This window comes from Streptomyces sp. SID5643, from assembly GCF_009872555.1.
Taxonomy (GTDB): domain Bacteria; phylum Actinomycetota; class Actinomycetes; order Streptomycetales; family Streptomycetaceae; genus Streptomyces; species Streptomyces iakyrus.
The window spans coordinates 29,304-43,070 of record NZ_WWIC01000308.1 but is presented as its reverse complement, the minus strand read 5'-3'; the positions used below and the strand labels follow the sequence as shown (position 1 = coordinate 43,070).

The 13,767-nt window shown below is 73.9% G+C and carries 15 protein-coding genes; 6 read left to right on the top strand and 9 right to left on the bottom strand.

Annotated elements, in window-relative coordinates:
• The first annotated feature begins 410 nt into the window (after positions 1–410).
• The 3 genes from GTY56_RS33625 (at position 411) to GTY56_RS33615 (ending at position 2,943) form a co-directional block, all read left to right on the top strand.
• Complete coding sequence (locus GTY56_RS33625; protein ID WP_161369062.1) at positions 411–1,256, top strand: transglycosylase SLT domain-containing protein; 846 nt, start codon at positions 411–413, stop codon at positions 1,254–1,256.
• Between the two features lie 21 nt (positions 1,257–1,277).
• Positions 1,278–2,255 carry a hypothetical protein gene (locus GTY56_RS33620; RefSeq protein ID WP_161369060.1) on the top strand — a complete coding sequence of 326 codons (978 nt, stop codon included), beginning with the start codon at positions 1,278–1,280 and terminating at the stop codon, positions 2,253–2,255.
• A gap of 142 nt (positions 2,256–2,397) precedes the next feature.
• A complete protein-coding gene (locus tag GTY56_RS33615; RefSeq protein WP_161369059.1) occupies positions 2,398–2,943 on the top strand; it encodes a sigma-70 family RNA polymerase sigma factor in 546 nt (181 codons plus the stop codon).
• 44 nt (positions 2,944–2,987) lie between these two features.
• Here the strand turns inward: GTY56_RS33615 and GTY56_RS33610 are convergent, their stop codons facing one another.
• From GTY56_RS33610 to GTY56_RS33590, 5 genes are all read right to left on the bottom strand, one after another.
• Complete coding sequence (locus GTY56_RS33610; RefSeq protein ID WP_161369058.1) at positions 2,988–3,413, bottom strand: thioesterase family protein; 426 nt, start codon at positions 3,411–3,413, stop codon at positions 2,988–2,990.
• A gap of 58 nt (positions 3,414–3,471) precedes the next feature.
• Positions 3,472–4,107 (bottom strand): hypothetical protein, encoded by a 636-nt coding sequence (locus GTY56_RS33605; RefSeq protein ID WP_161369057.1) that lies wholly within the window; start codon positions 4,105–4,107, stop codon positions 3,472–3,474.
• Between the two features lie 61 nt (positions 4,108–4,168).
• Positions 4,169–5,020 carry a cytochrome c oxidase assembly protein gene (locus tag GTY56_RS33600; protein ID WP_161369056.1) on the bottom strand — a complete coding sequence of 284 codons (852 nt, stop codon included), beginning with the start codon at positions 5,018–5,020 and terminating at the stop codon, positions 4,169–4,171.
• Complete coding sequence (locus GTY56_RS33595; RefSeq protein ID WP_161369055.1) at positions 5,020–5,583, bottom strand: DUF2243 domain-containing protein; 564 nt, start codon at positions 5,581–5,583, stop codon at positions 5,020–5,022. The genes GTY56_RS33600 and GTY56_RS33595 overlap by 1 nt, the downstream gene beginning before the upstream one ends.
• Positions 5,584–5,724: 141 nt before the next feature.
• Complete coding sequence (locus GTY56_RS33590) at positions 5,725–6,933, bottom strand: pyridoxal phosphate-dependent aminotransferase (RefSeq protein ID WP_161369053.1); 1,209 nt, start codon at positions 6,931–6,933, stop codon at positions 5,725–5,727.
• Positions 6,934–7,018: 85 nt separating this feature from the next.
• On the opposite strand from GTY56_RS33590, the gene GTY56_RS33585 reads away from it, so the two are divergent.
• The gene (locus GTY56_RS33585) at positions 7,019–7,675 is read left to right on the top strand and encodes an HxlR-like winged helix-turn-helix transcriptional regulator (RefSeq protein WP_161369052.1); all 657 of its coding nucleotides are present in this window, start codon (positions 7,019–7,021) and stop codon (positions 7,673–7,675) included.
• Positions 7,676–7,700: 25 nt separating this feature from the next.
• Here GTY56_RS33585 and GTY56_RS33580 read toward each other — a convergent pair whose 3' ends face one another.
• Genes GTY56_RS33580 through GTY56_RS33570 form a run of 3 tightly spaced genes read right to left on the bottom strand, consistent with a single transcriptional unit; the run spans position 7,701 to position 11,295 of the window.
• Positions 7,701–8,489, bottom strand: a complete 789-nt coding sequence (locus GTY56_RS33580; protein WP_161369050.1) for a hypothetical protein — start codon at positions 8,487–8,489, stop codon at positions 7,701–7,703.
• A complete protein-coding gene (locus GTY56_RS33575) occupies positions 8,489–9,754 on the bottom strand; it encodes a VWA domain-containing protein (RefSeq protein WP_161369049.1) in 1,266 nt (421 codons plus the stop codon). The genes GTY56_RS33580 and GTY56_RS33575 overlap by 1 nt, the downstream gene beginning before the upstream one ends.
• Before the next feature lie 44 nt (positions 9,755–9,798).
• Entirely contained in the window at positions 9,799–11,295 is a 1,497-nt protein-coding gene (locus GTY56_RS33570; RefSeq protein ID WP_161369048.1) for an IucA/IucC family protein, read from the bottom strand.
• Between the two features lie 101 nt (positions 11,296–11,396).
• On the opposite strand from GTY56_RS33570, the gene GTY56_RS33565 reads away from it, so the two are divergent.
• Complete coding sequence (locus GTY56_RS33565; protein ID WP_524540171.1) at positions 11,397–12,929, top strand: IucA/IucC family protein; 1,533 nt, start codon at positions 11,397–11,399, stop codon at positions 12,927–12,929.
• Between the two features lie 61 nt (positions 12,930–12,990).
• Positions 12,991–13,356 (top strand): (2Fe-2S) ferredoxin domain-containing protein, encoded by a 366-nt coding sequence (locus tag GTY56_RS33560; protein ID WP_161369047.1) that lies wholly within the window; start codon positions 12,991–12,993, stop codon positions 13,354–13,356.
• On the opposite strand, the gene GTY56_RS33555 is transcribed toward GTY56_RS33560, so the two are convergent.
• Positions 13,351–13,767 (bottom strand): universal stress protein, encoded by a 417-nt coding sequence (locus GTY56_RS33555; RefSeq protein WP_161369046.1) that lies wholly within the window; start codon positions 13,765–13,767, stop codon positions 13,351–13,353. The two genes, GTY56_RS33560 and GTY56_RS33555, sit on opposite strands and share 6 nt — an antisense overlap.

Here is a 13,767-nt window from a genome sequence, read left to right as displayed (position 1 = left end):
CCCCGCCCCGTACCAGGCGCCGGCGAGGGGCCCTGACCGGACGCGGGGACCGGGCGGGGGGTGCGCGCGGCGTTCGGAGGCGTCGTGGGGGCACGACCCGGCGAGAGGGCCGGGCCCTGCCCGGCGCCCGGCGGGGCGGCCGCGCCGGAGGTACCGCCACCGGGGGCCACCGGCCGTCCGGGCTTCGGTCCCCGGACCCATGACTGCGGGTTCGACGGCGTCGCCTCAGGAGTGCTCATGTGCGGTCGGCCCTCCCTCTCCGCTCGCGCTTCGGCTGTGCAGGATCATCTGATGTCCACGGGTTTGAACTGAATTGCTCCCGGGCCCGTTTCGATCTCCCGAGCCCGTCGACAGCACAACGGGCCGTCCAGCCGTCGCGGTTCAAGGCAAGAGGAAGAAGGCGGGCCCACATGAGCGCGGGCACGGGAGAGAGCGGGGAGGGCGGGACCTCCACCGCCGTCCGGAACACCATCGCCGCCGGCACCGGCTGCGGCTGTCTGCTGTCGCCGCTCGCGCTGCTCGGCACCCTGGTCGTGATCATCATCATCGGCGGATTCGGGGTCCTGCTGGCGCCGCTCATCGCGCTGATCCTGCTGTTCTCGGGCGGCGGTGGAGACGGTTCCGCCGGTGCGGACGACGCGGACGAGGTGATCGCCGTCTTCAACGGCGACGGCGGCGGCGAGCTGGACACCTCGACGGTGCCGGAGCACCTCGTGGAGCCGATCGAGGCGGCCGGTGACCTGTGCGGGGCGATCGGCCCGGTCGTCATCGCCTCGCAGATCGAGCGGGAGTCCGGCTTCAACGAGGAACTGGTCGGCGAGAACGGCGAGGAGGGCATCTCCCAACTGCCTCCCGAAATCTTCGAGAAGTACGGCGAGGACGACGACGACAACGACGAGACCTCGGCGTTCGACGCGGAGGACTCGATCATGGCGCAGGGCCGTCATCTGTGCGATCTGGCCGGTGAGGCCCAGCGGATGATCGACGCGAACGAGGCCACCGGCAGCGTCCTGGACCTCGCGCTGGCCGGCTACCACGTGGGGATGGACGCCGTGCGCGCGGCCAGGGGGGTGCCGCAGACGAACGAGGCACAGGGCTACGTCCTCGCCGTCCGGGCCCAGTTCGCCAAGTACGCGGGTGTGGCCGCCCCGCCCCCCGGTGCCACCCCCGGTGTCACGCCGGGGGCGGACCCGGACCCCACGGCTTCCCCGTCCGCGTCCGGCGCGTCCGGCGCTTCCGGCGCTTCCGGCACTTGAGCATCAGGAGGACTCGCAGCCATGACCCACTTCGCGGTGCGCATCCCGGGTGAGGGACTCGCCGAGATCAACGGCGAGCCCCTGGTCGTCGAAGAGGGCGGGTCCGTGCACGAGGCAGTGCTGGACCGCCTGCAACGCCACGCGCAGGAGCGCGCCGCCGCGGTCGAGGCCACGGTGAACGACGGCCCTTCCGGAGCAGCCTTCGTGCTTCAGGTGGCCCCGGACGGCTCCAGCCGCATCCTCGACCCGGCGGAGCGGACGGGGACGACGGGCCGCGCCCCGGAACTGCCGCAGTCGGTTCCCGCTCCGGAACTGCCGCAGTCGGTTCCCGCTCCGGAACTGCCGCAGTCGGTTCCCGCTCCCGAGCCGCCGCAGAGGGCTCCCGCCCCGGAACTGCCGCCGTCGGCTCCCGCTCCCGCTCCCGCCCCCGCTCCTGTCTCTGCCGTCGCCGCGGCGGTTGCGCGGGCCCGGGCCGCGGCGACTGCCCCTCCCGCTCCCGCCCCTCCCGCTCCCGCCCCTCCCACCCCCGCGCCGCCTCCGCAGCCGTCCCGGCCCCTTGCGCCGGAACTCGCGGACCTGGTGGCGCACATCAACGCTCTGACGGCCGCGGGCCGGATCGAGGAGGCGTCCGCCGAGGTGACCGCCCTGCGCGAGGCACTGACGCGGTCGGCGGGCACGGAGCACCCGGACGCGCTGGAGGCACGGGCCATGGAGGCGTACCTGGCGCACCTGCGCGGGGACCACAGGGAGGCGACCGTGCTGGCCCTCTCGGTGGCCCGCATCCTGTGCGGTGCCGGTGACCCAGGGGCCCCGGCGGCGATCGCCCGGGCGGCGGCCGCCTGGCAGCGGCTTGAGGACGGCAGGGCGGCGGTCATCCACGGCAGCGAACTGCTGCACATGTGGAACCGGTTGCGCGGCGTCGGCCGCCTCACGCCGGACGACGAACGACTGGCCCGGCGGGTGCGCGCCCAGGTGGAGGCGCTGTCGGCCTGCGTGTGACCGGACGGGCGATGTACGAGCCGTGGACCGGGCGTCAAACGAGCGTGGAACGCCCCTGACCACACTCCGTTGCACCTCAGGCCCCGGTTCCAGCCGCCACGGCTGGACGGGCCGCCCCAAGGAGCAGGAGCAGGAGCACATCATGAACGTGACGGTGATCGGGTCCGCGAGCGCCGTGTCGCCCGAGGAACGGGCGCTGAGGGACCTCTACCTGGAGCACGGCCCGGCCCTCTACGCGTACGTGCTGCGCCTGCTGGGCGGGGACACCCACCGCACGGAGGACATCCTCCAGGAGACGCTGCTGCGCTGCTGGAACAAGCAGACGCTCGCCGACGGCGAGGGCATGGCCGTACGCCCCTGGATGTTCCGCATCGCCCGCAACCTCGTGATCGACACACACCGGACGAAAGCGGCCCGCCCGCAGGAGATAGGCGGCGCCGACTGGCTGACCGAACTGGGCAGCGACGCCGACGACATCGAACGCATGCTGTCGTCCATCGTCCTGCACGACGCCCTCCAGGCCCTGACGCCGGCACACCGGGAGGCCCTGGAGGCCACGTTCTTCGCCGACCGCACCACGCACCAGGCGGCCACCGCGCTGGGCGTCCCCCAGGGCACGGTGAAGTCCCGCGTCTACTACGCCCTGCGCAGCCTGAGAGCGGCCCTGGAGGAACGCGGCATGCACTGACCTCCCGGCCGCGCGCCCGCTCGCCGGGGTCCAGGCCCACGGCCCTACGGGAGGCCGAACAGCCCCGGGTCCGACGCCAGCTTCCTGAAGACCTCGGCGGGATCGGCGACCAGCTTGCGCTTGTGAAGGTCCAGGATCCCGCCGACCGCCGTGATCTCCGCGGCCACCGAGCCGTCCGCCTTCACCACGCTCTGCTCGATCCGGAACGTCTTGCCGCCGTCCCACGCGAAGGCGCAGGTCACCTCGACCTCATCGCCCGCGAGCAGTTCGCGTTTGTAGCGGATGGTCGTCTCCAGGGCGACGGGGCCCACGCCGCTGCCGATGAGGGCGGACTGGCTGATCCCGGCGGCCTTGAGCAGCGACCAGCGGGCGTGCTCCGCGTAGTTCAGGTAGACCGCCTGGTTGAGGTGCCCTTGGACGTCGGTCTCGTAGCCACGGACGGTCACCGGGACGGAAAACGGCTCGCTCACGGCTTCCCCTTCGGGTTCTCGTGCACTGCACAACGATCCACCGATCTTGGCATGGCCATCACGCCCGGCGCGGTGAAGCCAGCAGATACCGCTTACCGGTGCGCGGCTCACGGTGCTCGCTCACCTGCCAGCCTGCCCCTTCGAGGGCGGCCGCGCAGGCCCGCAGCGCCTCGCTGTCCGGCTCGTGCACGGCGACGGCCTCCGGCTGCGGGGTCTCCCGCACGCGGTAGCCCCCGCCCTCCCGCCCCGCCGGAGCGTGCCCGGCCGCCTCCAGGGCCAGCGCGGCGGCCCGCACCAGATGCGTACGCTCCCAGCCGCAGGGCCGGTCGGTGTCCCCGCCCGGGTTGGTCATCCGGCGCAGCTCCAGCAGCCCCTGCCAGGCGCTGTGCACCTCACGGCGCCGGGCCGGCCCGGCATCCGGAGCGGCTTCCTCGCCCCCGACGCGTGCGGCGAACACGCCCGTCGACGCGGGGGCCTGCCCGGGCCCGGCGGACTCGGGCACCGGCGTGATGCCCTGCCGCACCCGGTGCCCCTCGGGCGTCAGGAAGTGGTCGTGCGGCGGCCGGGGGTGCCGGAAGGCCAGCCCCCGCTTCACCAGCGCCGTCAGCTGCGACTCCGTGCCCCGGAGCCGCCCGGTCACCGGGTCGGCCGCGTCGATGACCCGCCGCTGTGCGGCGGTCGGCGGTCGGGTCACGGCGGCTCCTCTCCGGCTTCCGGCAGCTCCCCCCGGGGCGCACGCCCCACCTGCTCGAAGGCTACGACCCGCCACTGACATTCCGGGCCGGGACGAACCCCCGCCGCGCACCGCGGTTCGCCGCGCGCCGGGGCTCGGGCCGCCACGTGGCGACCAGTGCCGCGGCCAGCAGCAGTTCGGCCACGTCGCCGCCGTAGTACATGATCTCCGCGCCGCCCTGCACCTGGTCGACCGGTGCGTTGATGTGGACCCGGAAGCCGGCATAGATCAACTGGGAGATCACGGCGTGTGCCGCGATCGCGACGCCGAGGTAGACCAGCCGGGCCCTGACACCGGGCCGCGCGGGGGCCGGGTCGGGGCCGGCGACGGCGTACGCGAACAGGCATCCGGAGAGCAGGAAGTGCGCGTGCAGCAGCCAGTGCGCGGCCGGGACGGCCGAGGCCGCGTTGTACAGGGGCGTGAAGTACAGCAGCACGAGGCTGCCCGTGGAGAGGACCAGCGCGACCGCCGGGTGGGCGATCACGCGGGCGGGCCGGCTGTGGAGCACGGCGGTCAGCCATCGGCCCCGGGACGCGGGAAGGGTGCGCAGCAGGAGCGTGACGGGGGCGGCCAGGACCAGTGCGAGCGGCGCGTACATGCCGATGAGGAGGTGCTGGACCATGTGCCCCCGGAAGTCCCCGTGGGCCAAGGGGGCCACGGGCGGCAGCAGCGCGACACCGAGCAGGACGGTCCCGCCCAGGAAGAAGCCGGTCCGCCACCGGCTCCAGCCGAGGGCCGGATTGCGGCGGCGCGCCCGGCGGACGAGCAGCAGGTAGGCACCGGCGGCGGCGAGCAGCACGAGTGCGGGCGGCAGCCAGACCAGGGCGCCGCCGGTCGCGTCCTGCCCGTGCTCGGGCAGGTGGTGGTGGTCCATCAGCCCTGCCGGCCCGAACGGCGGTCGGCGGGCGCACCGGGGTCGAGGAACCTGCCGCCGCGCTGGAGCAGGTGGCCGCCGGCGACCAGCAGGGCGCCCAGGACGAGGAAGCCGATGTCCCACCAGAGCTGGCCCTCCCCGGCGTGGACGTGGTGGATGCCGAGGACGTGGTGGTCCAGGACGCCCTCCACGAGGTTGAACAGGCCCCAGCCGACGAGCATCCAGCCCCACAGCACCCGGGAGGTCCACACCCGCAGCCGGTCGTGGGTGACCCGCGCGTACAGCACGGCCAGCCCGAGCAGGACCGCGAGCCAGCACACGGTGTGGAAGACGCCGTCCCACAGGGTGTTCATCTCCAGGCCGGAGACGGTGTGGGGGTCGTAGTACTGCACCCCGATGCGGTCCTGGTTGGTGCTGGAGAGCATGTGGTGCCACTGCAACAGCTGGTGCAGCAGGATGCCGTCGGCGAACCCGCCCATCCCCACCCCGAGCACGATGCCCGGCAACCGGAGGTCCGCCGGCCGTGCGGTGTCGGCCCGGGCTTCACCCTGCGTGGTGGCCATCACTCGTCTCCGCTCTCGCCTGGGGGTAGAGGACCGAGGACGACGTTCCCCCCTTCGCGGCGCTCACGCCCTGCGCTCGGCCTCCATCCGGCTCAAAGACCCTTTCCGGCCGTCCCGCACGCTCCGGGAACGGCTCGGCGGCTACTGGCGGTACCCGCCGAGGAACCGTCCGATCCGGCCGATCGCCGCCTCCAGGTCGTCCGCCTGCGGCAGGGTCAGGATGCGGAAGTGATCCGGCGCCGGCCAGTTGAAGCCCGTGCCCTGGACGACCTGGATCTTCTCCCGCAGCAGCAGGTCCAGGACGAACCTCTCGTCGTCGTGGATCTTGTGCACCTTCGGGTCCAGACGGGGGAACGCGTACAGCGCGCCCTTGGGCTTCACGCACGTCACGCCGGGGATCTCGTTCAGCTTCTCCCAGGCCACGTTCCGCTGTTCCAGCAGCCGTCCGCCCGGGGTGGTCAGCTCGCGGATGGACTGCCGGCCGCCGAGCGCGGCCTGGATGGCGTACTGGGCGGGCGCGTTGGCGCACAGCCGCATGGAGGCCAGCATGGTGAGGCCCTCCAGGTAGTCCTTGGCGTGCTGCCGTGGTCCCGTGACCACGAGCCAGCCGGAGCGGAAACCCGCCACGCGGTAGGTCTTGGACAGGCCGCAGAAGGTGAGGACCACCAGGTCGGGGGCGAGGGCGGCGGCCGAGTGGTGCACGGCGTCGTCGTAGAGGATCTGGTCGTAGATCTCGTCGGCGAAGACCATCAGCCCGTGCCGCCGGGCCAGGTCCAGGATGCCCTCGACGATCTCCTTGGGGTAGACCGCGCCGGTGGGGTTGTTCGGGTTGATGATCACGACCGCCTTCGTCCGGTCGGTGATCTTCGAGGCCATGTCGTCGAGGTCGGGGTACCAGTCGGCCTGCTCGTCGCACAGGTAGTGGACCGCCTTGCCGCCCGCGAGGGTCGTCACCGCCGTCCAGAGGGGGAAGTCCGGGGCGGGGATCAGGATCTCGTCGCCGTCCTCGATGAGCGCCTGGACGGCCATCGACACCAGTTCCGAGACGCCGTTGCCGAGGAAGACGTCGTCGACACCGACCTCCAGGCCCAGGTTCTGGTAGCGCTGGGCGACCGCGCGGCGGGCCGAGAGGATGCCGCGCGAGTCGGTGTAGCCGTGGGCCTGCGGCAGCATCCGGATCATGTCCTGGAGGATCTCCTCGGGAGCCTCGAACCCGAAGAGCGCCGGATTGCCGGTGTTCAGGCGCAGCACGCTGTGGCCCGACTCCTCCAGTGCGTCGGCGTGCTCGATGACCGGGCCGCGGATCTCGTAACAGACCTCGCTGAGCTTGCTCGACTGCCGGAACTCCATGCGCGCCTCTCCTCTGCCGAACCGTGTGCTTGGTTTTACCAAGTGCGCGCTTGGAAAGTCCAACAACTTGTCTAGACTGCGTCGCATGCCACCTCGCCGAAGCTACGACCAGTACTGCTCCGCCGCCCGTGCGCTCGATGTCGTCGGCGACCGCTGGACCCTGCTGATCGTCCGCGAGCTCCTCGCCGGTCCCCGCCGCTACACCGACCTGCACGCGGACCTGCCCGGGGTCAGCACCGACGTACTCGCCTCGCGGCTTAAGGACATGGAGCGCGACGGCCTGTCGACCCGGCGCCGGCTGCCGCCGCCCGGTGCGGCCTCCGTGTACGAACTCACCCCGCACGGGCGGAAGTTGCTGCCCGTGCTCCAGGCGCTGGGGGAGTGGGGGCGGTCCGCGCTCGGGGAGCGCCGGCCGACGGACGCGGTCCGGGCGCACTGGTTCGCCCTGCCCCTGCTGCGTCTGCTGGACGGCGACGGGCTCGTCGAAGTCCGCCTGGAGGAAGGCTTGTTCCATCTGTACGCCGGTGCCGAGGAGGGGCCCGTGTACGGCGACGGACCCGCCCCCGGGGAGCCGGACGCCCGGCTGGCCCTGGACACCGCCACGTGCACGGCCGTCGCCCGCGGTGAGCTGAGCCTCGCCCGCGCCGTGCGTGCGGGGCGGGTCGAGGTGAGCGGGGAGGGCGCGCTCGCCAAGGCGCTGCGCGAGGCGGGAGAGAAGGCCCGCGGACAGCGGGCCTTCTGAGTGACCGTCAGGACATCGGGGATCGTCAGGCGGGCGGCACCCGGGACGGCCGTCCCGTCCCGCGCGTCAGCGCGTACCCGCCGACCCCGGCGAGCGCGGCGAGGATCCCGCCGGCCGCGGTCCACACCCACCGGTCCGACCACCGGCCGGACGCCCAGCCGTCCTCGGGTTCGAGACCGGCCGGCACCGCCGCGTCCTCCCGTTCCTCCCCGGTCTTCGTGGAGATGCCCGGCACCAGCGGCTCGGCGAGCGAGCCGTCGACCGCCGCGGATCCGCCGATGTCCCGGGAGTCCACCCGCACTTCGCTGCCGACCGGGAGACCGAGGTCGGCGGTGGCGACGCCGGTGACCGTCAGCCGGACGTAGTAGGTGCCGGGCAGCGGGTCGTTCGCCCACGGCTCCGACCAGGCGCGGACCGTGCGCAGCACGCAGGCCAGCTCCACGGAGGAGGCGTCCGCCGCCGCGGTGCGTGTCTGCGCCCCGTACTGGCAGGCCTGGCGGCGGCGCAGACCGTCGTAGACGTCGATCTGCCAGGTCTGGGAGGCGTGGCTCTCCGGGAGCTTCACCGTCGCCTCGACCGTGGGCCGCTGCCCGGTGTCGGCGGGGAACGACCAGTACAGGTAGTCACCCGTGGAACCGCTCGCCGTGGCCGGCTGCCCCTGCTCGATCTCCGCCGCCGTGCGGAACGACGTACCGGCCCGTGTCGGGGCCGCCGTGCCGTCCTGCGACGGACTCGGCGAGGCGTCGGCCGCCGCCGGCGCGGCCGCCAGGCCGAGGGTCAGCAACGCCGCGCTCAACGCTCGTACCACTCGCATCAGTTGGTCCTCCAGACCGCGATCCGCCAGCGCGACAGCCAGCCCCGGACGAGACCGGCGAGGAAGCCGGTGAGGATCAGCACGCCGAGCAGCCACCAGCCGCGGCCGAGGCCGAAGGCGGCCACGTCGCCCGCCGGGCTCGGGGCGTCCACGACGTCCACCGTCAGCTCCAGCGGCAGACCGGGCGTGGTCTTCACGCCGGGGGCCGCCGAGAAGGAGTGCGAGACGGCCAGGCAGACCGCCTCGGCGGGCGCGTCCTCGTCGTCGCTCTCCGCCTTCGGGTGGCGCAGGCCGGTCGCGATCACGTCCGTGCGGCCGTTGCCCGCCGCCTCGCCGCGCACGATCTCGCGGCCCTTGGACGTCACGGCCCGCAGCAGGACGCCGTAGCCGGGGTTCACGGCCCGGTCCGCCGCGACGCTCACCGAGGCGCGCAGCTCCTGCCCCGGCCGCACGTCCACCCGGTAGAAGCGCTGCTGCCCGAACCCCTCGCGGTCGCTGTAGAGGCCCGGCTTCAGCGTCGGCGCCGCGGCGCACCGGTCGGCGCCCGCCGCCGGTTCCGGTGTCACCACCGGGTCGGCCGCCCGGTCCACCAACTGGTTCACCCGGTCGGTCAGTTCGTCCTGGTGCTCCACCGAGGTGTACGTGCCGCCGGTGGCCTCGGCGATGCAGCTCAGCTGCCTGCTCAGCTTGGCGGTGGGCACCAGGCCCAGGGTGTCGATGGTCAGTCCGATGCCCTTGGCCGCTATCTCGCGGGCCACCTCGCACGGATCGAGCGGGGCGCAGGTGTCCTCGCCGTCGCTGATCAGCACGATGCGCTTGGAGCCGTCGCCGCCGGCCAGGTCGCCGGCCGCCTTCAGCAGGGCCGGGCCGATCGGCGTCCAGCCCGTCGGGGTGAGGGTGGCGACGGCCGCCTTGGCCTCGGTGCGGTCGAGCGGGCCGACGGGGTAGAGCTGCGCGGTGTCCTTGCAGCCCGTCCTGCGGTCGTCCCCGGGGTAGTCGGCGCCCAGGGTGCGGATGCCGAGTTCGACCTTCTCCGGTGTCGCGTCGAGCACCTCGTTGAACGCCTGCTTCGCGGCGGCCATCCGCGACTGTCCGTCGATGTCCCGCGCCCGCATCGAGCCGCTCACATCGAGGACGAGGTCGACCTTGGGGGCGTCCTGGCCCGTGGGTTCGCCGGCGGCCGCTCCGGCCGGGAAGGCGAGCCCGGTCGTCAGCGCGGCGAGCAGGGCACAGACCCCTGCCGCCAGCCGTGTTCTTGTGATCATCGCCGGATCCTAGTGATCATCCGGCTCCGCTTCCAAAACGCGTCTCAGCGAAGGGGATTGGGCAGTTCCGCCCACTGGTCGCCGGGCGTCCGCGGTGACAGGCGCATCAGCGTCAGCGCCTTCGTGGGCAGGGGATCCGCACACAGGGCCGCGAGGTCGGGGGTGCTCGGCAGGTCCCGTACGGCCGTCTCCAGTGCCGCTCCGAGCGCCGGGCCCGACCCCGCCGCGCCGGCCAGCGCACCCGCCACGAGCGAGCCGAACAGCTTGCGGCGCAGCGCGCGTTCGTCGTCCGTGACCATCCGGGCCGGCAGTTCGGGCACCGTGATGCCGTGCCGCGCGAGGCGGGCCGGGCTGATACGGATGTCGGCCAGGTCGCGGTAGACCAGCCGCAGCGGATCGCCCGCCGCCGACAGGACCACCAGGAGGTTCTGGCCGTGCGCCTCCAGGGCCACGCCCAGCTCCAGCAGCCGCAGCCCGACGGTCAGCGCGAGCCGGGCGAAACCGGCCAGCCAGGCCGGGGACCCGGGGAGGGCGGTGGTGGCGAGCGCCGCCACCGGCAGCACCCGCTCGCCACTGCCCGCGTAGGTCTGCGGCGACTCCCGCAGGACGGCCGCGAAGTCGGGGGAGCCGGCCGCCGCCGCGCCCAGGGTGCGGGTGACGTGCAGCAGGCCGTCCGTGCGCGCCGCCAAAGTCGCGGCGAAGTCCGACAGCACCGCCGACGCGGCCACCGAGGGCAGGGAGATGTCCCGTACCGAGGACGTCAGCCGGGCGCTCAGCGAGGTCTTCACATGCGGCCCGCCCGGCAGGGCCAGCGTCCGCAGGGACATCAGCGGATGCGCGGGCCGTCGCTCCTCGCACACCCGCTTCAGCACGTGCGCCGCCTGCCACGGGTGCACCGGCAGCACCACCCGCTCCCCGTCCCGAAGCTCCCGCGGCCACTCGCCCGTGACCAGGCACTCCTCGGCCCGCACCGGCACCAGGCCCAGCTCCACGACCGGCCGGTGCTCCGGCCCGTAGGCCAGCTGCTCGGCCACCGAGAAGCCCGGCCGGGACCGGCACGTCGGATGGAACGGGTGCCCGTCCGCGATCCGCTGCTCCCACTCCCAGTCGCTCTCCGGCCACTCGTCCCGGTCCGCGTCCTCCTGTCCCGCCCTCGACAGCGCCAACGAGGCGACGCTGTGCCCGAGCTCGACGGCGAAGGAGGCGGAGTGCGGTACGGCGAGGTCGGTCATCAGCCGCGCCGGATCCGCGTAGGCCGTCCCGTCGAGCCGTACGACGGTGACGTACGCGCCGGTGGAGTGAGGATCAGGCCGGGGGCCGTGCAGCCGGCGGCCGTCGGACAGGGGCAGTGTCAGACCGTCCCGGTCCCGCTCGCGGCGGATGACCCAGGGCAGCGGATCGTGGGCGAGACCGCGCCACAGCCGGGACAGCACGGCCGCCCGGGCGCCGGGCAGTTCGGCCTCGTACCGCGGCAGCAGCCCGGGCCGTACGACGGACAGCTCGCCGGCGACGTCGGTCTCGGCGGAGGGGGGACGGTGCACGGGCGGGCTCCTCGGGTACGAATAGGGGCGTCACAGCGGAATGGCGACGACCGACATACTGATCATCTCCGCCCGGAACGCTGGAAGGACCGTAGGGACGAGTGGAACGCGTGGACCTCATGCCCCCGCCCGCCGACGACGACTCGGCCCACGGTGACGACCCGGCCACCGGGGCGCTCGCCGACGCATATGCCGCCGTACCCCTGCTGAACTGCCTGCTGCGGGAGGTGGCCCGGCCGGTGCGCCGGGAGGGCGACCGTCGCGTCCACCGGCTCCCCGGCGACCGCCTGCTGCGGGTGCGCGGGACGCGGCGGCCCGCGGAACCGGAGGTCGAGTCCGCGGGCGCCTGGCACCGCCTCGGCCACACCCAGCTGGTCAAGCTCGTCGCCGAGGAGCTGCGCCGGCACACCGGCCTGCCCAACCACGAACTGCCGGCCGAGATGCTCGACAGCCGGGACGCCGTGGCCGCCCTGCTCGCGGCCCGGTCCCGGGCCACCCCACCCGGCGACCTCTACCGACGCTCCGAGCAGTCCCTCCTCACCGGCCACACCCACCACCCCGCCCCCAAGGCGCGCGGGGGCGGCCCCGCCGCCGGCTGGCTGCCCTACGCGCCCGAGGCGTACGCCCGCTTCCCGATGGCCCTGCTCGGGCTGCGTGAGGACACCGTCGTCGAGGAGGGCGACACCTCCGCCCTCGACGCCCTCGGCACGGCCCCGCCCGGCTACCGCCTGCTCCCGGCCCACCCCTGGCAACTGGACCTGGCGAGCGGGGAACTCGCCCCCGCCTTCGCGGACGGCAGGCTGATCCGGCTCGGCACGACCGCCTGCGACACCTGGCCCACGGCCGCGATCCGCACGCTCTACGCACCCGGGCCCGACCTCTTCCTCAAGTTCAGCCTGGACGTGCGCATCACCAACGACGTCCGCCGGCTGTGGCGCCACGACCTGCGCGCCCTGCGCAGGACGGACGCGGCCGTGTGCGCCGCCTTCGCGACGTTCGACGGGCCCCCGGCCTGGCTCGGCGACCGCGGGTACCGCACCGCGGACTTCGCCTTCGAGGCCCTCGCCGTCCTCGTGCGCGACGGCTTCGCCGACCGCCTCCTGCCCGGCGCGACCCCCCTGCTCGCCGCCGGCCTGGTGGAGGGCTTCGACGGCAGCCCGCTCGGTGCCGCCGCCGACCCGGGGGCCTGGTGGACGGCCTACCTGGCCCAGGTCGTGCCCCCGGCGCTGACGGCGTTCGCCGAGCACGGCGTCGTCATCGAGGCCCACCTCCAGAACACCCTGGTCGCCGTCGACGCCGACGGTCTGCCGGTGCAGGCGCTGTACCGGGACGCCGAGGGCGTGAAACTGCTGCCGGACGTGGCGCGGGAGGACGGCTGGGAGCGGCTCGTGTACTGCCTCGTCGTCAATCACCTCATGGAGATCGCCGGCGCCCTCGCCGAAGGCCACCCCGGGTTCGACCCCTGGCCCGCCGCCCGCCGCGAACTCGCCCGCCACGACCTCCCGGAGATCCCCGCCCTGCTCGGCTCGCCGACCCTCCCCGCGAAGACCAACCTGCTGCTGCGGTGGACGGGCGCGGACGGCGCCGACGCCCGCTACCGGCCCCTGCCCAACCCGCTCCGGGAAGGGACCTGACGCTCCGGGCCCGGTGCCCGCGTGACATGATCATCACCAGACGCAGCGAGGGAGGGGCAGCATGTCCGCGACGCCGAACGCAGGGGTCCCCTGCCGCATCGTCGTCTGCCGGGACTGCTGCTGCGGCACCCGCAAGATCAGAGGCGTCGATCACGCCGCCCAGACCGAACGCCTGCGCGAGGCGGCGCCGGTGCGGATCTCCGACTGCCTCGACGTCTGCGACCAGGCCAACGTCGTCGTGGTCCAGCCGTCGGCGGCCGGCCGGGCCGCCGGAGCCCGGCCGGTGTGGCTCGGACTGGTCAACGACCCGGCCGCCACGGAGGACGTCGTCTCCTGGGTGCGCGACGGCGGCCCCGGCGTCGCGCCGCTGCCCGACATCCTCGGCCTGTACGTGTTCAAGCCCGGGCGACGCCCGGGCGGTTCATGACCGGGCCGGCACGCACAGCACGGGCACGGTCGACAGGTGCAGCAGCTTGTGCGGCGTGGAGCCCAGCAGCGCGCCCCGCACCGGGCTCTCGCCCCACGTGCCCACGACGATGACCCTGGCGCCGTGCCGGGCCGCCGCCTCGATCAGCGCCTGCGCGGGCCGCTCGTCGATGAGCTCCACGGACGTTCGCACACCGGCCTCGTCGGCCACCCGGACCGCGTGGGAGAGCGCGGCGCTGCCTGCCTCGCGGACGGCCTCGTGATGAGCGCCGTACTCCTCGCCCGTGACGCCGGGGGCGGCGACGCCGTGGACGATCACCAGGGGTTCGTCGTACGCGGTCGCCACCTCGATGGCGACGCGCAGCGCGCTCAGGGCGCCCGGGGACTCGTCGTAGCCGAGGACCACCGACAT